At 55.5% G+C, this 19,033-nt stretch carries 17 protein-coding genes, 4 pseudogenes and 1 other annotated feature; of the genes and pseudogenes, 12 read left to right on the top strand and 9 right to left on the bottom strand.

Translation table 11 applies throughout. The features are described 5' to 3' along the window. Positions 1-987 precede the first annotated feature (987 nt). The 3 genes from NB311A_RS07890 to NB311A_RS07880 are packed head-to-tail and all read right to left on the bottom strand — an operon-like array spanning position 988 to position 3,534. Positions 988-1,584 carry a hypothetical protein gene (locus NB311A_RS07890; RefSeq protein WP_009797988.1) on the bottom strand — a complete coding sequence of 199 codons (597 nt, stop codon included), beginning with the start codon at positions 1,582-1,584 and terminating at the stop codon, positions 988-990. After that, entirely contained in the window at positions 1,581-2,735 is a 1,155-nt protein-coding gene (locus NB311A_RS07885) for an ERF family protein (RefSeq protein ID WP_009797987.1), read from the bottom strand. Before NB311A_RS07885 ends, NB311A_RS07890 begins: the two co-directional genes overlap by 4 nt. Continuing rightward, the gene (locus NB311A_RS07880; RefSeq protein ID WP_009797986.1) at positions 2,719-3,534 is read right to left on the bottom strand and encodes a YqaJ viral recombinase family protein; all 816 of its coding nucleotides are present in this window, start codon (positions 3,532-3,534) and stop codon (positions 2,719-2,721) included. The genes NB311A_RS07885 and NB311A_RS07880 overlap by 17 nt, the downstream gene beginning before the upstream one ends. Positions 3,535-3,637: 103 nt before the next feature. Here NB311A_RS07880 and NB311A_RS07875 point away from each other — a divergent pair, with 103 nt between their 5' ends. Further along, a complete protein-coding gene (locus NB311A_RS07875; protein ID WP_009797985.1) occupies positions 3,638-3,895 on the top strand; it encodes a helix-turn-helix domain-containing protein in 258 nt (85 codons plus the stop codon). A gap of 270 nt (positions 3,896-4,165) precedes the next feature. On the opposite strand, the gene NB311A_RS07870 is transcribed toward NB311A_RS07875, so the two are convergent. After that, positions 4,166-5,397, bottom strand: a protein-coding gene (locus NB311A_RS07870) for an IS3 family transposase (protein WP_086008680.1) whose coding sequence is annotated in 2 segments (ribosomal slippage) — positions 4,166-5,106 and positions 5,106-5,397 — 1,233 coding nt in all. Because the reading frame shifts where the segments join, the coding sequence is not laid out codon by codon here. Further along, positions 4,997-5,113: a sequence feature (AL1L pseudoknot), on the bottom strand. Its footprint overlaps the gene before it by 117 nt. 109 nt (positions 5,398-5,506) lie before the next feature. On the opposite strand from NB311A_RS07870, the gene NB311A_RS07860 reads away from it, so the two are divergent. Together NB311A_RS07860 and NB311A_RS07855 are read left to right on the top strand one after the other, a co-directional pair. Continuing rightward, positions 5,507-6,103 carry a hypothetical protein gene (locus tag NB311A_RS07860; RefSeq protein ID WP_009797984.1) on the top strand — a complete coding sequence of 199 codons (597 nt, stop codon included), beginning with the start codon at positions 5,507-5,509 and terminating at the stop codon, positions 6,101-6,103. Between the two features lie 8 nt (positions 6,104-6,111). Beyond that, positions 6,112-6,516, top strand: a complete 405-nt coding sequence (locus tag NB311A_RS07855) for a hypothetical protein (protein WP_009797983.1) — start codon at positions 6,112-6,114, stop codon at positions 6,514-6,516. 597 nt (positions 6,517-7,113) lie between these two features. On the opposite strand, the pseudogene NB311A_RS20300 reads toward NB311A_RS07855, so the two are convergent. Beyond that, positions 7,114-7,883: pseudogene (locus tag NB311A_RS20300) on the bottom strand (IS5 family transposase). Positions 7,884-7,909: 26 nt separating this feature from the next. On the opposite strand from NB311A_RS20300, the gene NB311A_RS20295 reads away from it, so the two are divergent. From NB311A_RS20295 to NB311A_RS07810, 7 genes are all read left to right on the top strand, one after another. Next, positions 7,910-8,668, top strand: a complete 759-nt coding sequence (locus NB311A_RS20295; RefSeq protein WP_083780411.1) for an NF038132 family protein — start codon at positions 7,910-7,912, stop codon at positions 8,666-8,668. A 1,056-nt stretch (positions 8,669-9,724) separates the two neighbouring features. Continuing rightward, positions 9,725-10,717: a glycosyltransferase family 2 protein gene (locus NB311A_RS07835; RefSeq protein ID WP_009797980.1), complete on the top strand. Its 993-nt coding sequence runs from the start codon at positions 9,725-9,727 to the stop codon at positions 10,715-10,717. Between the two features lie 298 nt (positions 10,718-11,015). Next, on the top strand, positions 11,016-11,396 hold the full coding sequence (locus tag NB311A_RS19675) for a hypothetical protein (RefSeq protein WP_009797978.1): 381 nt from the start codon (positions 11,016-11,018) through the stop codon (positions 11,394-11,396). Between the two features lie 264 nt (positions 11,397-11,660). Beyond that, a complete protein-coding gene (rfbF, locus tag NB311A_RS07825) occupies positions 11,661-12,431 on the top strand; it encodes a glucose-1-phosphate cytidylyltransferase (RefSeq protein WP_009797977.1) in 771 nt (256 codons plus the stop codon). 8 nt (positions 12,432-12,439) lie between these two features. Next, the gene (locus NB311A_RS07820) at positions 12,440-13,480 is read left to right on the top strand and encodes an NAD(P)-dependent oxidoreductase (protein WP_040674403.1); all 1,041 of its coding nucleotides are present in this window, start codon (positions 12,440-12,442) and stop codon (positions 13,478-13,480) included. Between the two features lie 12 nt (positions 13,481-13,492). Next, positions 13,493-14,059, top strand: a complete 567-nt coding sequence (rfbC, locus tag NB311A_RS07815) for a dTDP-4-dehydrorhamnose 3,5-epimerase (protein ID WP_040674401.1) — start codon at positions 13,493-13,495, stop codon at positions 14,057-14,059. Further along, a complete protein-coding gene (locus tag NB311A_RS07810) occupies positions 14,056-14,997 on the top strand; it encodes an NAD(P)-dependent oxidoreductase (RefSeq protein ID WP_009797974.1) in 942 nt (313 codons plus the stop codon). Before rfbC ends, NB311A_RS07810 begins: the two co-directional genes overlap by 4 nt. A 555-nt stretch (positions 14,998-15,552) precedes the next feature. Here the strand turns inward: NB311A_RS07810 and NB311A_RS07805 are convergent. Continuing rightward, positions 15,553-15,891 carry an H-NS family nucleoid-associated regulatory protein gene (locus tag NB311A_RS07805; protein ID WP_040674398.1) on the bottom strand — a complete coding sequence of 113 codons (339 nt, stop codon included), beginning with the start codon at positions 15,889-15,891 and terminating at the stop codon, positions 15,553-15,555. A gap of 274 nt (positions 15,892-16,165) precedes the next feature. On the opposite strand from NB311A_RS07805, the pseudogene NB311A_RS07800 reads away from it, so the two are divergent. Further along, positions 16,166-16,427: pseudogene (locus tag NB311A_RS07800) on the top strand (transposase); the annotation flags it as partial. 236 nt (positions 16,428-16,663) lie between these two features. Here the strand turns inward: NB311A_RS07800 and NB311A_RS23115 are convergent. Together NB311A_RS23115 and NB311A_RS23110 are read right to left on the bottom strand one after the other, a co-directional pair. Continuing rightward, positions 16,664-17,269 (bottom strand): IS110 family transposase, encoded by a 606-nt coding sequence (locus tag NB311A_RS23115; protein ID WP_371256481.1) that lies wholly within the window; start codon positions 17,267-17,269, stop codon positions 16,664-16,666. Next, entirely contained in the window at positions 17,170-17,712 is a 543-nt protein-coding gene (locus tag NB311A_RS23110) for an IS110 family transposase (RefSeq protein WP_009797970.1), read from the bottom strand. Before NB311A_RS23110 ends, NB311A_RS23115 begins: the two co-directional genes overlap by 100 nt. 72 nt (positions 17,713-17,784) lie before the next feature. Here NB311A_RS23110 and NB311A_RS07790 point away from each other — a divergent pair. Next, positions 17,785-18,333: pseudogene (locus NB311A_RS07790) on the top strand (IS3 family transposase); the annotation flags it as partial. A 226-nt stretch (positions 18,334-18,559) separates the two neighbouring features. Here NB311A_RS07790 and NB311A_RS07785 read toward each other — a convergent pair. After that, a pseudogene (locus NB311A_RS07785) lies at positions 18,560-19,033 on the bottom strand (transposase); the annotation flags it as partial.

The raw sequence follows: 19,033 nt of genomic DNA, 5'->3' as shown, positions 1-19,033 counted from the left end.
GACACGTTTCGGGTATTCTTCACACGTCTGACATTGAGATCTTCGTGTGTTGTCTGGCCATCCCGCGTGACCGCCCCATCCGCTGACTTTTTTTCGTGTGTTACACACTCTATGCTGTCAAACCCTGGCATTCATGAATTGGCAGGAGATGTGCCCGTCGTCAGCGAACGAATTGATTTAGCAGGTGCGTACGCACCGAAATTATCCGGTAGGTCGCCACGGCTTCGGCTCGCAAAATCCCAAGATGGCATTGAGGACGCGATATGATTGACGTCGCACGCCACGCGGCTTGTTAGGCAGCATGCGATGACATCTTCAACCCGATGGGTACCACGGATGCGATCGAGTCACCCCGAGCCAAGCGTTTGAATCATGTCGCGGAAGTCAGACGCGATTGGTGTCCATGAATAGCTTTTTCGTTTTAACCCGCAGCAGCCCGCGCTATTTTTTGCAGTTTTGTTATTCGTAACTGGGAAGGCAAAGCAATTGCCTTCTCACGCAAGCGAGCTCGTTCGAAGGACTTCACTTCAGTCAGAAGAGCCCGCAAGGTGCTATCAAGAACAATAAAATTTCTTCTCCCCAAGCTCTTTAAGCTCATGCCTTCCGATTGGAATCAAAAGAAGGTGGCTTGATCTTCGCGGCGGATGACCAGTGATCGAAGCAGCTGGCGAAGTTCCCAACAAATAATGGTTCGCAACAATCCGCATGGCAAAGCCGCGCACGGCCGCGCTTGACCATGTCGTAAAATGGCGGATCACCGTACAAAAATTGCAAAGCCGGGGTTGGAAGTGGAGTGCGTCGCGGGACGACAATTCAACTGTTGCGGCATGAGAATCACATTTATGGAATAATCCCGCAATCCCTGAGCTCATGAAGAGAGTGGCGTCGTTGCGCCTCCGAATGTCACGGTCACGATGGCTCGCGCAGAAACGCACTTGATCCGGTCCTTTTGCTCAAGCCAGCCGGCCGAGACCTGCGGCAATGCCGTCATCGTCGACTGATCGGCGGCGAAGGCAATCGGGAAATTACTGAGTTGGCCGGATTGTTACGGCTATCCAGGACACGATGCCCCGTTATCTCGCGGAACAAACTTATCCGACGGCTTTGTGCCGACTGCATTAATCGGTCGAAAAGGCCAAACGATGATTGTGCGAGGAGGAAGACCTCTGCATTGACGGCTGCCGTGTCAAATCCGCCCGCGACCAGTCTCGCTTCAATCTCTGAAGCGGCAGTTGGATCTTCACGCCACTCCATTGAACTACGGCGGCTGCATGACTGAACGAATGCTTGGCTTTGCGACGGCATACCGACCCCATCCAATTGCTGCAAGATTGAGGCGATCGCATCAACGCGGTGGATCTCGAGGATCTTTTCCCTCATCCGACGGTACCGTAAGATCTCCCACGATAATTCCACCAGATCCAACACCCATAGCCATTCGAGATTGGTTTTTGGTCGAATATCATTGATGATCATTTTTTTGATGATTTCGAACTGCTGTCGGTTCTCTCCAGGTAAAAGACAGGTTGCCTCCTCGAATATCTTTAAATCTTCAGGCACAGACAGCGGTAGTAAATCTTTCATTTCACCGCCTCGCGCTGATTGGCTCCACCACGAAAGTGATCAGACGACGCGTGATCGGATGACGTTGTCTCCCAAAGTCGCTTTGCAACTTCGAGCGGTGCGATTTGACCGTTAGCCCACCATGCTGCTTCGTTGCCGTGACGGTGCAGTTCTTGGTGGTGACTCCGACATAAGGGGACAGTAAATTCATCACTGACCTTCATGCTAAGCGATCGGGCTTGCGCGAACTTCAGATGATGAGCATCACACGGTGAGCCCTTGCAGATCAGGCAAGGCTGAGAAGCGACAAACCGAAGATGTCGTTTGCTGCGCTGCCTGACTGTCTTGAGTAGCGGTTTAACCGGTTGGCTATTTGCGCGGACCATCAAGGGCGTGGACGAGTTCGGTACGACCGCCCCGACATCTTCGGAGGTCGCCGTTGCTTTGGCTGGCTCGAGTCCCGTAAGATGATCGGGTGCATGGGAATTGAGAACGGCGACGTAGGCATTTTCAACGATTGCGGCATCTTCGGTTGTCAGAGTGTTTTTGGCTGCCAGCCGGCGGTGTGCCCATAGCGCCAGCTGGTCGGCATCGTTAAGCCCGTTGATTTCGGTAACGAGCTGATCGCGCAGTGCTGCTGACGCCGAGGTGTTGAGTACCGGCTTTGATCTTCGAGCCCCGTTGTGTCTGGTGGGTAGCGCCGGTGTATCCTCTCCAGGGGTGATTGCTGGAGGGGAGCCGACGAACAAATCGGGAGCATCGAGGTCGTCTTCGCCAGCAATGCCAACAAGGGCAAAGAGAGCATAGCGGCGGGCATAGCTTAACGCGGCCCCCATCCGGTGTGGATTAGCGGCTTCATGAGACGGGCAGACTGGCCAGTCCGATGCGATCCATTCTCCGGAAGCATGGGCTAGTAAAGTATTCAGCCGTATCTGACCGCTGGCCTGGTCGATCCCTGTCGTCTGAACAGTGGCGATTTCATTCTGGCCAAGCGCTTTCCGCACGATGTCCAGCCCGCTTGCGAGCGAGGCATAGCGAAAGGTGCGGTCGCCCTCCCGTGGAAACGGCGAGCGGATTGTGGCGATCAGAGATTTTTCTGGGTTTGTAAGCTCTCCCTGAGCTTTTGCGAGGGCTGCTGCGATGGCGCCAATCGAGTCACTGCAACGGTGCATCGGCTGCCTCCTCCAGTAAATCAAAACTGATGGCGCCGGACTTTGACCGCCTGGCGCGCAGACCGTGGCCCATTGCCTCCCTGGCGTCCTCCGGGACGAGTTTCTTGAGATCGGCCTTGGCGGCTTCATGCTCTTGATATGCTGAATGCGTCCTGCAGAAGGTCGCTGCGAAATCCGCCCAAGCGTTAGAGCCGCTCATGTCGACGACTCGGACTGCTTCAAGACGTGGCCTTGGAGGTTCAACCCCAAACAACCGGGGCGCTTCGCCACTTTGGACACAGCGCCAGAATTTTCGCTCGGCTGTTAGCAAGAGGTGCTGATACAGCGGGTCGGCGTGAATCTGGAGCTCGACCCACTTACCGCCTCCGGTGATGATTGAGAGCACCGCCGAACTGGCATTCGCGACCCACATATTATGTTGCAGTTGAGCCGTATGTTTCTCAGCAGCAGCCACTTCCGAAAATGTCCAAGGTAGCATGAATTTGGCTTCGAAGACGGCACCGGAGGGTTGGACCAATCCGTCGAGCGTTGCCGCCATCCATTTGTGAACGGGGTGCTGAACTCGCTTCTGTGAATCTTTGACAGAGCTACCGGTGTTTCGCTCGTACCACCGTCTATTGAGGTCTTCCGTGGCGTTGCCCAGCTGAACGATAAGGTTGTCAGAGAGGTCTTCCGGTCCCGCCTCTCCGCGTTTTTCTCTCCAGAGCTGGATCAATTTCCTCTCGTCATCGCCCATGATGATTCGAGCATCAGAACCGCCGATGAAGCCAATTCTTGATTTGAGCAACGGCGTACGCATTACAGTCTCCTAAACGTCGAAAATAGTCATATATATCTATAATAGATACTTTCGACAAGTCAATCGTTTTCCGCCACTATGGTTGAAAATCTCGTGATTCGTTATGATCAGTGCGGCACAATGCAGGGCGGCGCGGGGGCTCCTCGATTGGAGCCAGCAGGTTTTGGCCGTTCGCGCGGGGGTAGGTATCGTCACAATCCGACAGCTGGAAGGAGACAAGAAGCCGCGTCGCTCGACGCTGGCAGTTGTCCGAAATGCCTTCGACCTTGCCGGAGTTGATTTCATCGAAGCGAATGGTGGCGGCGAAGGTGTACGTCTCAAGAAGCCTTCAGCTTCGCTGGCCAAGAAGCCGAACGGATAGGCGATATCGGCGCTTGTGGAGGCGCGCTACCGACTTTTCGTGAGTTGCTTGAAACTCGCAGACTGTGCCGCGATCTTGAGCGTGCCCGAGGTTCACCAGGGCAGTTGATCTCGCGTTATAGCTGCCGCACTCAGTGCTTTAACCGCACTACACCCCGTCCTGAAGCCGGGCTGTGCGAATTAACTCTTCCAACCGATTTTGGTCGCAGTGATGAGTTCGCGCCTTGATGTTTGAACCGCCCCGGGTTTGCCGGAGGCCGTTTGGTTTAAGTTATGCCGCCATGGCCGATTGTTCCAGCATGGCGTAGTAGCGTTGCTCGGCTTCGGCGGGCGGGATGTTTCCGATGGGCTCCAAGAGCCGTCGGTTGTTGAACCAATCGACCCATTCCAGCGTTGCGAACTCGACGGCCTCGAAGCTACGCCACGGTCCGCGTCGGTGGATCACCTCAGCTTTGTAGAGGCCGTTGATGGTTTCGGCGAGAGCATTATCGTAGGAATCGCCGACACTGCCGACAGACGGCTCGATGCCAGCTTCAGCCAGGCGCTCGGTGTACTTGATGGATACGTACTGACTTCCTCTGTCGCTGTGGTGTACGAGCCCGCCGCGATGGACCGGCCGTCGATCGTGCAGGGCTTGCTCCAGCGCATCGAGCACGAAGCCGGCGTGCGCCGAACGTGATGCCCGCCAGCCGACGATCCTGCGGGCATAGGCGTCGATGACGAAGGCGACATAGATGAAGCCGGTCCAGGTGGCAACATAGGTGAAGTCGGAGAGCCAAAGCGCATTCGGCCTCGACGCCTTGAACTGGCGGTTGACGTGATCCAGCGGGCATGGCGCCGCCTTGTCGCCGATCGTGGTCCTGACCGACTTGCCGCGGATAACACCGTGCAAGCCCATGGTCCGCATCAATCGTGACACCGTACAACGGGCGATATCGAAGCCTTCGCGCTTGAGTTGCCGCCAGATCTTGCGCACGCCATAGACGCGGAAGTTCTCATCGAAGACGCGCCGGACCTCGATCTTCAGGATGACATCCTGCCTGGCGCGCGCCGACAGCTTGGCGGGATCACGCCGTTTGGCGACATGGGCATGATAGGTCGAGGGGGCGATCGACAGAACCTTGCAGATCGGCTCGACCCCATGCGCCGCGCGATGATCGTCGATGAAGGCGATCATGGCTTGGACCGGCGGTCGAGCTCCGCCGTCGCAAAATAAGCGCTTGCCTTGCGCAGAATCTCATTGGCTTGCCGAAGCTCGCGGTTCTCACGCTCAAGCGCCTTCAGCTTCTCCGCCACGTCCGTTGGGACGCCTGCTCGCTTGCCGCTGTCGATCTCCGCCTTCTTCACCCATTCCAGCAGGGTATGGCCGGAACAGCCAATCTTGGGGGCTATCGCCTCAATCGCAGCCCAGCGGGACGGATACTCGCTGCCGTGATCCAAAACCATTCGAACCGCTCGGGCCCGAACCTCCGGTGAAAACTTGTTCGTCGTCTTGCTTGTCATGGCTCCATCCTCTCAGGAGTTGGAGCCTCCGGCAAACCCGGGGCGGTTCAGTTGGCCCGCCACAGCCCCAGCTGCAACGAGTGATTCTTTTCACTCAGAGGACGCAGCGATGACCGATCAGGAGGACGACAGTTCACGCCGGCAATTGATGGACCTTGTAGGCGAACCCGCACTATTAAAACGCGAAGACGTCACACTGTTTCGACGCCTCAAATGCGAGATCGAAAATCACATCAAGCCTCAGAACATCCTGGACGAAATGAGAGTGATGGACATCGCCAATGGCATCTGGGAAAGCCAGCGCTTCAGGCGTCATTTGGTAGGCCTGGTTGACGGCGAGCGGGTTCGCGCCGTACAGCATTTGATACTGCCGTTCGTGGGCCTCGATCATGAACAAGCGCGCAACCTAGCAAAGAACTATTGCAGCAGCGACAGGAAGAAACAGGCCTCCGCGGCTGAGATCGTGGGCGGATATGGAATCACTGACGATCAGATTGAAGCGCGAGCGGTTGTCTCCAACGGCCGTTCGTTCGACGCGTTGAACCGCGGCATCGCAGCCCGTGATACGTTGCGTCGAACGATCTTGAAGGAGATTGCCCGCGAACAACGTCGCGCCGAAAAACTTCAGCGAAAGAGCAAGAAAAGCAAAACCAACGGCTACGCACGCAGTGAACCAAAGCCAACCCTACCAGCAAAGGCGAGCTAGACATTCCGATGGCCAGCGAGAAACAGATCGCCGCCAACCGCGCCAATGCAAAACGCAGCACCGGCCCAAAAACCGCTTTGGGCAAATCGATATCGAGTCGCAGCGCGTTGCGACATGGACTCTCAGGCCCACTGAAACGCGATGCGCTCCCACCTGAAATCGAGAACCTCGCACAAACTTTGGTGGTAGATAACGGCGATGAGGGGCAACGCTTGGCCGCGACAGCATTGGCTTCCGCTCAATGGGAGCTGATGCGAATCCGTTCGGTCCGCGCTCGCATGATGGCGGCGATCGATTTATCCTCGACTGACGCATCAGACTGGAAACGGTTGATGGCGTTAGACCGTTACGAGCGCCTCGCCCATACAAGCAGACGACGGGCATTCCGCAAGCTTGCATCCAATGACCGTTGAGCGATTTTTTGCCAAAACGAACCCAATTTTTTCGATTCTCCCGAAGGCGCGTTTCGTCACTGCCAACTGAGGTTGAGGCTGAAGGCGTTTGCTAGTTCGGGATTGCCCGATCATTTGGCCCTGCGACCCCATTAATCTCGTGGAGTCGAACAAGGGACCTTTTGGCCGAGACCCTCGCGCCGACACACGCCGCATGTCGTCGCCATTGAGGAGGGATGTTTCGTCAGCTGGCGCTCAGATTTATTGAGAATAATCGGGCATTTCACGGTGCTTCGTTGTTTTTGGTGGAGCTGAAAACATCGAGCTCGAAAAGAGATTGTTCGCCAATCCAGGCCACGGTCTGGCCGCTGTTGTTTCCAGGATGTTTCGGGCAACGCGAGGGACCGTCTCCCTTTCCTATTTAACAGCGAAGGTTATTCAGGCGACGCGTGCAGGCTCCCGGACCTTTTAACAATCTGTCAGGATGGTTGACTCTTTATGAAATGTGTTCGAAAAGAGGTAATTAATAATAAAGGGGCTACTGGCATGAAATTAAATCGCATTTCGATAAGAGCTTTACTTGGGCTCGGATTAAGCATGGCGCTCGCGCCAGCAGCGCTAGGTCATCGACTCATTAAATCGCAACCAGATGCGGATTGAGGCGAGCTTGATGGCAGCGAGGAAGTTGTCGTCACGTTTGTCGTAGCGGGTGGCGACGGCTCGATAATGCTTGATTTTGTTGAAGAACCGTTCGACCAGGTTGCGCTTGCGATAGAGCTGCCTGTTGAAGCGCAGGGCGACGACGCGATTTGGCATCGGCTTCACATTGGCCGTCGCGCCGCGCGCGGCCAGGGTCTGGCGCAGGGCGTTGGAATCATAGGCTCGATCGGCCAGCAGCACGTCGCCGCGCTCGACGGTGTCGATCATGTCCTGCGCACTGCGCCCGTCATGGGCCTGGCCTTCGGTGATCTTGAGGCAGATCGGCAGGCCGCAGGCATCCACCAGCGCGTGGATCTTGGTTGTCAGCCCGCCGCGCGAGCGACCCATGCAACGGGATCTGGTCTGTTTTTTTGACCGTTGGCCGCATGCTGATGCACGCGGATCGACGAGGAGTCGATCATCTGGATGTCGCCATCATAAGCCTTTGAAACCGCCGACAGAATACGATCCCAAACGCCTGCCTTGCGCCACCGGTTGAAGCGGTTCACGCAGGTCGTATGCGGGCCGTAGCGCGCCGGAATATCCGCCCACGGCGCACCGGTACGCAGCCGCCAGAAGATCCCGTTCAGCACCCGCCGGTCATCCACCCGTGCAACGCCGCGCGATTTGTTCGGCAAAAGCGGCTGAATCACAGACCACTCGAAATCCGTCAGATCAAAACGAGCCATTCAATCCTCCTCCCTCCGGAGATTGAATCACGCCTCCCGTCCAAACGGAATCCCATTTATGGGTTCGTGACCTAGCCGATGTTTGTGTCGGGACATGCGGCACACTTGGTGCGACCGGCGTAGTGAGTGCGTCCCCCCTGGGTGGATCATATCAATACATTAGCACCGCTGGGGGCGTTACGGGCGCAGGCCAATTGGCCAGCGTCGGAGGAACGAACGGCTCTCAATTCACCACCTCGGTATTCACCGCAAATGCCGGTTCTGTACTCAATTTCTATTTTAACTACGTAACGTCGGATGGAGCAGGGTTCGCCGATTACACTTTTGCGCAGTTGCTGCCAACCAGCGCTAGCGCCATCACGCTATTTACCGCAAGAACTACGACCTCAGGCGATACGAGTCCCGGGTTCGGGTTGCCGCCGAATGATCCTGGCGTGATTTTAACGCCTGCTTCAACGGCCATCATTCCTGGTGGACCAGTCTGGTCACCGCTGGGGGGCTCCTCAGGCAGTTGCTACGATGCTGGATGCGGATATACGGGTTGGGTGCAGTCAACCTATACCATCCAAGTTGCCGGAACTTATGCTCTTACGTTTGGCGTGACGAACTGGGATGATTTTCAATTTGACTCAGGGTTAGCCTTTGCGGGCGTAACCGTTGACGGAACCCCAGTCACCGGAGTGCCGGAACCCTCAACCTGGGCAATGATGATCCTGGGGTTTGCAGGCGTCGGCTTCCTCACCTACCGCCGCCGAAAGCAGGTTGCAGCATTCACTGAAGCCTGATCTTCGGCAGTCAAGAATGCAGAGAGAGACCGCCCCCGGGCGGTCTCTTATTTGTTCGTAGTACGTGATGCGTTTGGTTCAAGAGCGATGTAGTTATGGTGCGGTTGCGTGGCAGCCGCCGCCGCGCGACCAGCCCCTGTTCGGCAAGCACTGCGCGTCTAGGAAATCAGCGCTTTCTTCCCCCTTGCGCTGCGCCATTACCGCGTCATCGAGCCGATAATGGCGAAATCATCCATGTCTATTTGGAACGATGCACCGACGTTAAGCGCATCGTGGTGATGGACACATCGGCCCACTCACAAGAACGACCGTGTCCGCAGGCAATCACGCTCTTAGGAAAGGTCGCATAGGGCGTCAAACTTTTGAATCACACGGGATGTCAACGCAAGCCGCTCTAATCGGGGATTGCACCGGCTTTGTTTTCGAGGTCAAATCAGTGCTAGCAATATGAAAATGCTCATACTGGTAGCAGCCTTAGCCTGCGGTTCCGGAGATCGGTTGATGGATCTTCGCGATAAGATCCCCCTTGGGCTGAAGTATATCGACCTGATCGTGTCGATGAATCCTTATTACGCGCGATTTTATATCTATCAGCCGGGTTATCCCGACAGCCTTCAGCAATGCTGTAGCGGGAGGGCCTCGGGGGTACTGCGTGTTCCCGTGATGGATGGTCGATTTTGCATTAGGCAGAGTCAGCGGCAAATGAGTTGGAATGTTCGCGTGGTTCTCAATCCAGGTCGAGAAATCTGACTGGTTTTAAAGTTTCCGACGTCACTTCTTAATGGCGATTTAGAATTTCGCGAATGCGTTCGGCGCCTTGGCGAAATCCATGCATTCGACGATGATTCGTGCTGCTGAGCAGGGCAATGACGACCTTGTTGCAAAAATGCGACGTAAGGTCCGGAAGCTCTCACGTGACCTGCATGGCTTCGCGGTGCGTTCCGCATACCATTCGGACCAAATTTGCAGATTAGGGCCGGCCTTGGGCGGTCTTTTCTTTTCTGCGCACAAAGGCTATTTGTTACGATTGTCTCAGACCACGTCAGGTTTGCTCCTGTGAAATTACTCGTTGTGATTGTCAACTATCGCATTACCAACCTAGCCATCGATTGCCTGCATTCGGTGGCCAAGGAAATCGAACGGGTGCCAAATACTCAGGTGGCTATCTGCGAGAATGGAACCGGAGACGACTCCGCAGACCGAATTCAAAGCACGATAGCTGAACATGGCTGGGCATCGTGGTGCACCCTGAAAACCCTCGAAATCAATCTTGGCTTTACCGGCGGCAATAACGCGATCCTGAGGCCAGCAATGAATTCAGCTGACGCGCCAGATTACATCCTGCTGCTCAATTCCGACACGATCGTGCGGCCTAACGCATTCAAAGAACTCATCGACTTCATGGATAACAATCCAAAGGTCGGCATCGCGGGCAGCCGCCTCGAGAATCCCGACGGCACGCCTCAACGATCTGCATTTCGCTTTCAGTCGCCGTTCGGGGAATTCGAGAGCTGTGTGAAACTTGGGCTAGTGAGCAAACTGTTGAGCCGCTGGGTTGTAGCACCCCCCGTGGAAAATCAACCGTTCGCAACCGACTGGGTTTCGGGCGCCAGCATGATCATCCGTCGCGAAGCGATGCAAATAACTGGGTTGCTCGACGAGGGATATTATACATATTTCGACGACATCGATTATTGCTTCAATGCCGGAAAGCGCGGATGGCCAACTTGGTACGTTCCCGCGAGCCGGGTCGTGCATCTCGTCAGCCAATCAACGGGTGTGAACCGCAGACTAAAGCGGTTGCCGCCTTATCTATTGGAAGCACGAAGGCGTTACTTTCTGAAGAACCACGGTCCGCTCTACGCTGCTTTGGTTGACATCTGCAGGATAGCAGGACTGTCGCTTTGGCGGTTACGGATTTTGCTCACCCGCAAGGAGGACACTACGCCTCCGAAGCACCTTTCGGATTCAATCCGACACAGCGTATTTTTTAAGGGGTTTAGGGTGACCGACGTCGACAATCCTTTGCTGTCTGCGCGTTCAAACTGAGTACCCTTAAGCCGATGACGCGAAGGCAGCAATTTAGGAACCTAACTTAGCGGCAGTAATTACACTCAACGGTCATCAATTAGAGGTGCTCGCAAACAAAGACTTGACCGGATTCATGGACGAATGCAAACCAAGGTCGCGATCAAAGCATGTACCCGCCGATACCTTGATTCGACGTTCGGCAATCTTTTGATGGTTATCAGCTTCGTTCAACCGCACAAGGTGCATCATTGGTAGTCAGGTCAGTCTTTTCCCGCACTGAACTGATTGAAGTAGACGACGGACATTTCAATATTAAATGAAACCGCGCGCGACTTCGTTTGCTCTTGTCGTGGCATGGATCGCGGTGCTCGCGGTCGCGTATGCAACGCTGGTACATGTTGGCTTGATTTATTCGATCTACTTCAAGGTGGCGCCGTTCGTAATGCACCCGGACATGCAGACCTACGGTCATTTCGTGCATATCATCGCATTCGGATTTCTCGGCGTCGTTTTTTCCTTGGCTTATCCCAAACGCCCTTTGCTGGTCGGTTGCATCGTCCTTGGTGGGGCGGCTCTTCTGGAATTAGCACAAACACTCACACCTGATCGTCACGGAACTTTAGTCGACGCCTTAGAGAAGATTGCAGGCGGAGGCGCCGGCGTGGCTTTAGTTAAGGCAATCGACAAGCTTAGGTGAAGGAATCTCCCCTAGATTTTGTGGACTCCGCAACCAAATCCGACCTTTCCTCACCGATAGCGATAATGCCGGCACAGGTCCGCCATTGCCGAGCTCGAGAAACCAGTTTCGATGTGATTACCCCAAAGGTCGAGAGGCTGTCAGTTCCCGGGATAATCGATTAAACAAGTTCATAAAAGATCGGTAGGTGAGGCATCGCTCTCCACCGCCGTTTGATGTAATAAACCGCGATCTTCTCATCATTATTTATTGAATGGCAAATAAATGCGCGCGGTACTGTTGGCAGGCGGCCTTGGAACACGTTTCGCCGAGGAAACTGACGTCCGTCCCAAACCGATGATTGAAATCGGCGGCAAGCCCATCCTGTGGCACATCATGAAGATCTACAGCAGCCACGGCATCAACGACTTCATCGTCTGCCTCGGTTATAAAGGTTATGTAATTAAAGAATATTTCTCGAATTACTTCTTGCATCAATCCAATGTCACATTTGACCTCCGTGAAAACAGGATGGAGGTTCTTCAGAAACATGTTGAGCCGTGGAGGGTGACGCTCATTGATACCGGCGACGAGACGATGATCGGCGGCCGTATCAAGCGGATTTTGCCTTATCTGGGTGATGACGATACCTTTTGCCTAACTTACGGCGACGGGGTGTCCGATGTCGATATCACAGAAAGTATCGCCTTCCACCGTCGCGAAGGCCGTCTTGCCACAGTGACGGGTACGCAGCCGGATGGCCGGTTTGGTGCCATCAATCATGAGGGCAGCCGCGTTACTGGCTTCCAAGAGAAACCGCGCGGCGACGGTGGCTGGATCAATGGCGGATTTTTTGTTCTTTCGCCCAAGGTCGGAGAATATATCGAAGGCGATACGACGGTTTGGGAAAAGGAGCCGATGATCGGCCTCGCGGCAGCAAATCAGCTCAGCGTATTTTTGCACGATGGCTTCTGGCATGCGATGGATACGTTGCGAGACAGACGGTATTTGGAAGAATTATGGGCAACCGACAAGGCTCCCTGGAAAAAGTGGTAACAAATCCTATGCGTGTTCTTATTACCGGTTCGATGGGTTATGTCGGCCCTCTCCTCATCCATCGTCTTCGTAAGACTTTTCCAAATGCCGAATTGATCGGTTTCGACACCGCATTCTTTGCCCATAACTTGACAGCCGCGACTAAATTACCTGAGTCCTTGTTGGACCGCGTACATTTCGGGGATATTCGCAACTTCCCTCCGGATTTGCTCGATGGCGTTGACGTCATTGTCCATCTGGCGGCAATTTCCAATGACCCGATGGGTAAAGAGTTTGAAGAAGTCACAGAGGCTATCAATGAGAAGGCGAGCGTTGCCCTCGCTCAGATGGCCGAACAACGTGGCGTCGCTCGCTTTGTGTTCGCATCCAGCTGCAGTATCTATGGCGCAGCGGAGGGCCGACCTAAGCGCGAAAATGATTCACTTAACCCGCTTACCGCTTATGCACGTTCCAAGGTCGCCATGGAAAACGCACTTCGTATCAACGCAGGCGCCATGACGGTTACCTGTTTGAGATTTGCGACCGCTTGTGGAATGTCGGACCGACTTAGGCTCGATCTCGTTCTCAACGACTTTGTGGCAAGTGCGGTGGCAACTCGCGAGATCACCGTGCTCAGCGACGGGACGCCCTGGCGACCGCTGATCGACGTATCCGATATGGCGAGCGCAATTGAATGGGCGATTAAGCGTGACAACGACAAAGGCGGTCAAGTCCTCGTCGTCAACGCCGGGACGAACGCTGGGAATTATCAGGTCAGCGACTTGGCACGAGCGGTTGCGACTGAACTACCCGGCACCCGGGTCAGCATCAATGCTGCAGCGCCGCCCGACCTCCGCTCCTATCAAGTCGATTTTTCACTCTTTGCCGAACTCGCCCCTGCCAGCCAGCCTGTGGTTTCCCTTCTGCAGTCGGTGAAAAACCTTCATACCGGACTAACGGAGATGCAGTTTTCGGATCGAGAGTTTCGTGAATCATCCCTGATGCGACTCAAAACCTTGAACGCGCACATCGCGCATGGCCGCCTGTCGCGGGACCTCCACTGGCAATAAGGCACTCTCGGTATGAAGTTCCATCCTACGCCACTCCCTGGAGCCTACACGATTGAACTGGAAAAGCGTGGCGATGACCGCGGCTTCTTTGCTCGCTTTTTTTGTCAAAGAGAATTCCAAGAAGCCGGCATTCCATGTTCAGTGGTTCAAATCAACAACTCACTTAGCGCTAAAGCAGGAACATTACGGGGCATGCACTATCAGCTGCCACCGGCTGCTGAGATAAAAATAGTACGCTGTATCAGCGGCGCGCTCTACGACATTATCGTTGATTTGCGTCCCGATTCACCGACCTTCAGTCGGTGGTTTGGCATCGAGCTTAGCGAAGAAAACCGCCTGATGCTTTTCGTGCCTCGGGGATTTGCTCATGGCTTTATGACACTCGCAGACAACACAGAGGCCTTTTACCTAGTCAGTGCTTTTTATGAGCCAGCTCAAGAGCGCGGTCTGCGGTTTGACGACCCCCACTTTGCTCTCAAGTGGCCGCGAACCCCTGTTGACATTTCAGACAAAGATCGCGCTTGGCCCAGTTTCGATGCGGCATTTCACGGCGTTGAGTTGATGCGGAACCTCAAATGAAAGTCCTTCTGACCGGTGGAAGCTCGTTCACGGGCCTGTGGTTTGCACGCAGCCTAAATGCGAGGGGACATGCTGTCGTTGCGCCGCTCAAAGGAACCGGATATTCGGGCTTGCGCAGTATCCGCGTTGATGAATTGAAAAAGGTGGCCGAGGTAATTGATGACTGCCCTTTCGGCTCATCGCGGTTTCTTGATTTAGTTGACGCGGAACGCTTCGACCTCCTTTGCCATCACGCGGCAAGGTCTGGAGATTATCGCAGCTCTGGTTTTGATGTTTTGGCCGCCGTTGCCGAAAACACTCATAACATGCCCGCCGTCCTGAAGGCGATGTTGAAACATGGTCTCGTCGGCGTCGTAGCAACTGGCTCTATTTTTGAACAGGACGAGGGAGTAGGCAGTGAACATACTCGAGCGTTCTCGCCATATGGTTTGTCGAAGGGTCTAACGTGGCAATTCTATCGCTTTCTCAGCGAAACGTTTGGATTTAAACTAGCAAAATTCACAATCCCAAATCCATTTGGACCATTCGAAGAACCGCGTTTTTGTACGTATTTGGTAAGGTCTTGGTTCAATGGGGACGTACCGACTGTACGTACTCCTCTCTACGTTCGTGACAACGTCCACGTCGACCTGTTGGCTGCAGCCTATGCCGCTTTCACCGAACAGGTGATGCTGCCGGGTAGCGTCTCAAAATTGAATCCTAGTTTTTATATCGAAAGCCAAGGTGCTTTCGCTAGGCGCTTCGCTTCAGAGATGGAGCCGCGTCTGGGACTTGCCTGCCCCCTCGTACTTTTAGATCAAAGCGAGTTTGGCGAGCCGATGGTCCGAATCAATACTGACCGCCTTAATGGAACGGATTTCGGCTGGAGCGAGCGCGTAGCCTGGGATAATGAGGCAGCCTTTTACATTGACGCCAAAGATACAATCATGGTTGGATAGGATAGAATTAAACGCGCTATCATATAGAGTGGTTCGACAAGTCACGTTGACGAGCAGACGTCGGATGGATCGCTCGGGATGAAAGGCTTCTCAACCCTAGCGCTTTGCGAAGCGACGAACAGTTGAGGCGTTTGGGAAACAATTCTCGGAGCGATGCGCTTCATTCGACTTAGCTCGTTCATCGAGCTAGCCGATCAGCTCACTTATAGTGCTTTTCATCCGCTTCATGACCTAAGGGAGCGAAAATTTCATTCCTAGCCGAGCTGGAAAGATTTCTATCGATTTTGACAGCTAAGCCGACATGTTTGCGCTTGGCTATCGCAAGCACTTAAACACGGTGCGCTGAAAGTGGTCGGGCAAACCCGCTTGCAGCTTGCATTCTCGCTCGCACAACTGGCAAAACAAGCATTTAAGGCGGCATCCGCAAATCGCAGTCTGCTCGTGTTCGGATCCGCGTTCGTTGTGGCAGGGTAAACTGAAACCAAGATTGCAATCGTTATTGCAAATCGCATCAAAATATTCATTCCACATATCACTCCGTCTTATCGGAATTTTTCACGTTCGATCGGCAATAACAAATTCGTCAATGCTTCGACCGCTCTTGAGCTCCGCGGCCAACCAACGGGGCACTTTTCCGCGGCCAGACCAGGTCTCCATAGGCTCGTTTGGATTTTGGTATTTTGCAACAACGCGTGGATATTTTCGCCGCTCTCTAGCGGCGTCGGTCTCGGCCCCTGATCGACTCGCTCCTTTTTCACCGCGAAGCTGAGCTAGTCGCTTCTCGAGTTCACGCTTCTCCGAAGTCAGTCGAACCGACAGAACTCGCCCGATCTCTTCGTGTAGTTGCCAAAGCTCGTCGACGGTCATCGCGTCGAGGTTCAAACTTGTATTCATCTCGCTTCGTGTCCACAGGTCCGACATCGATTTTTACTAAAGGCACCACGCTGAGGCTTTTCGCAGGGGGAAAACAAAGCTAGCTCAATCAACTAACACAATCCTTGAGGGAAAACTTCCCCAAATAGTGCGTTATTTCGACATTCCTCAGATTTCTTGAGTGTTTTCCGCGAGCCGAGGCTCCATTCTTGTCCGGCAGCTCAGAAGGCAGATGACCTGAGACCCTGAACTTCTTCCAGAATTGGGTAGAGTCCGTCGATCACGGAGACGGACGATGCGAGCCTCGCGGTTCACTGAGGAACAGATCATCGGGATGCTGAAGGAGCAGGAAGCCGGAGCGAAGACGGCGGAGGTCTGCCGCAAGCATGGCATCTCGGCTGCGACCTTCTACATTCAAGGCGAAGTTCGGCGGGATGGATGTGTCCGACGCTCGTCGCCTGAAGGCGTTGGAGGACGAGAACACCCGGCTGAAGAAGCTCTTGGCCGAGCAGATGCTCGACAATGCGATTCTGAAGGATGTCACCTCAAAAAATGTATGGTCCGCCCCGGCGTTGCAAGGGATTTGGATTTCTGTCGGGCGCAGTTTGCGTAAATGTATCCGGCCTCTCGCGAGTGAGCTGCTGTTGCAGCCAGGCCATGATGAGATGCGCGCCGGTTGTTCCCAATAAATCGTACGGGCCATGACGCCCGTTTTTTTGACAGGGCTTACAACCAGCGGATCGACTGTTCCGACATCACTCCTTGACCCCGCAACCTGACGAGAACGCGATGATCAAGCCTGGGCCGGATCAACGCGCTCATAAAGATTGCCCGGCCGCGTGAGCACGGCCCACGCCATCCGAGCGATTTTGTTGGCGAAAGCGACAACAACCTTGTTGCGATGCATCCGCTGTTCGAGCCGGCCGATCCACTCACCCATACGGTCGCGCTCACGGTTCAGGTGGGCGATGCATGAGCGTGCGCCATGGATGATGAGGCGCCGCAGGTACGGGTTGCCGCGCTTGCTGATCCCCAGCAGCGTGGTCCTCCCGCCTGTCGAGTTTTGGCGTGGAACGAGCCCGAGCCATGCCGCAAGGTCACGCGCCTTGCGGAACTGCCGTCCATCTCCGATTGCGGCAAGCAGGGCCGTTGCTCCCAGTGGCCCAATCCCGGGGATCGACATCAGCCGGCGCGCTGCGTCGACGCGATCGGCGATCGCTTCGACCTGCCGGCTGACGGTGGCGAGCCGTGCGTCGACGACAACGAACTCATCCCAGAGTTCCCGCAGCATCGTGCGCATCATCGGTGTGAGGTCGTTGGTCTCGTCGGCAAGGATGCGCGCCATGTCGAGCTTGAAGACGCCAGCCCCTGGCCGCATCGCGATTCCATATCCAGACAAAAGGCGCGCATCTGACAGATAAGCTGTATTCTGTTTGCGGAGATCCGGTCTCGGATCCGATGAAGCGCCTGCAGATCGATTTGCGCTTCCTGCCTGATCTCGACAAAGCGCATCGTCGGACGGACCACCGCTTCGGCAATCGCCTCTGCGTCACGCGCGTCGTTCTTGTTCGATTTGACGAAAGGCTTCACGAACTGCGCTGGGATAATCCGCACTGTGTGGCCCATCGCAGCCAATTTGCGCGCCAGCCATTGGGCGCCCGGACAAGTTTCCATCCCGATCAAGGCGCGAGGCGCCTGCTCGAAGAACGGCAGGATCGTATAACGGGTTAGCTTTACGCGGCGTATCGGCTTGCCGGATGCATCGGCTGCCATGACGTCGAAGCGAGTCTTGCCGAGATCAATGCCGAAGACGGCGGCACCGACAGAGTGGCTTCTGGACATATTGGCTCCTTCAGTTGGGAATCAACCAGCTGCATCATCGCAGCCGGAGAGCCGGGGCGGGCCATCTCATTAATGGTGACGCCCGATGCGAAGCGGAAAGCGGTGGCTCGCGCCTGCGAGGTGCATGGGGTGAGCCAGCGTCGGGCGTGCCAGGCTCTAAGCATCGATCGTTCAACGGTGCGCTACACCAGCATCCGTCCGGACGACGGTCCGTTGCGCGAGGAGATGAAGGCCGTGGCGGCGGAGCGCCGGCGGTTCGGCTACCGCAGGATCCACATCATGCTGGACCGGCAGGGTATCGTGATGAACCAGAAGAAGCTGCGGCGCCTCTACCGGGAGGAGAAGCTGCAGGTGCGCTGGCGCGGCGGCCGCAAGCGGGCCTTGGGCACACGCAGGCCGATGCTCATGCCCGATCGTGCCGACGCAAGATGGAGCCTCGACTTCGTCTCCGACACCTTCACCGACGGTCGGCGCTTCCGGGTGCTCGCCGTGGTCGACGACTATACGCGGGAGTGCCTGGCACTGATCGCCGATACATCGCTTTCCGGCCTGCGCGTCGTGCGTGAACTGGACGCCATCATCCGCTGGCGCGGCCGGCCCGCCACGATCGTCTCCGACAACGTCCTAAGAGCGGAAGGAAGTGGAGCAGCCGATCAAAGTCTCTCCGTTCGCCAGCATGCTCTCGCTGCGTGACGCTGGTCAAGTCGCAAGGTCGAACCAGGCGGCTTCCGCCGGCAAAGGAAAAGGTCTCGTCCATAGCAAACACAGGGTCCGCACGAAGGCGGCCCTCACCGTCCTCAACACGAGCTTCTGATCCAGGCGGAAGACCCGAACATTATCTACAGGGTCATCGAACAGATGCCCTCACGGCCCTAGCTGACAGAGGTTCTTCCACCTGGCACCCGCCCCTCGACGAAGGGCCGGTAATCGGAACCGCTTTTGACAACGGCGTGCACGACGCGCGCCATCTTGGCGGTAATAGCGGTCATCGCCTTGCGGCGCAGATCGGGATTGTCGCGATCTCTAGCGATGTAGCGTTCGAACTTGTGCCGGAAGCCGTTCTCACGCTGGCGGATGGCAACCTGCCCGGCAATCCATAGGGTGCGGCGCAGCCTGGCATTGCCAAACTTCGAAAGCCGGGTCTGGCCGCGATATTGGCCGGACCGCTGGGTCGACAGATCCAGTCCGCAGAACTTGAGAAACTGGCGATGGTGGTGGAAGCGGCGAAGATCTCCGGCTTCGGCAATGACCGTCAGTGCATTGATCGGCCCGATGCCCGGGGATTTGCCGCAGGAGCTGATAATCCTGGCTGTGCCGAAGC

Source organism: Nitrobacter sp. Nb-311A (genome assembly GCF_000152905.1).
Classification (GTDB): Bacteria; Pseudomonadota; Alphaproteobacteria; order Rhizobiales; family Xanthobacteraceae; genus Nitrobacter.
The sequence above is the reverse complement of the archived record's forward strand: the minus strand, read 5'-3'. Positions and strand labels throughout refer to the sequence as shown.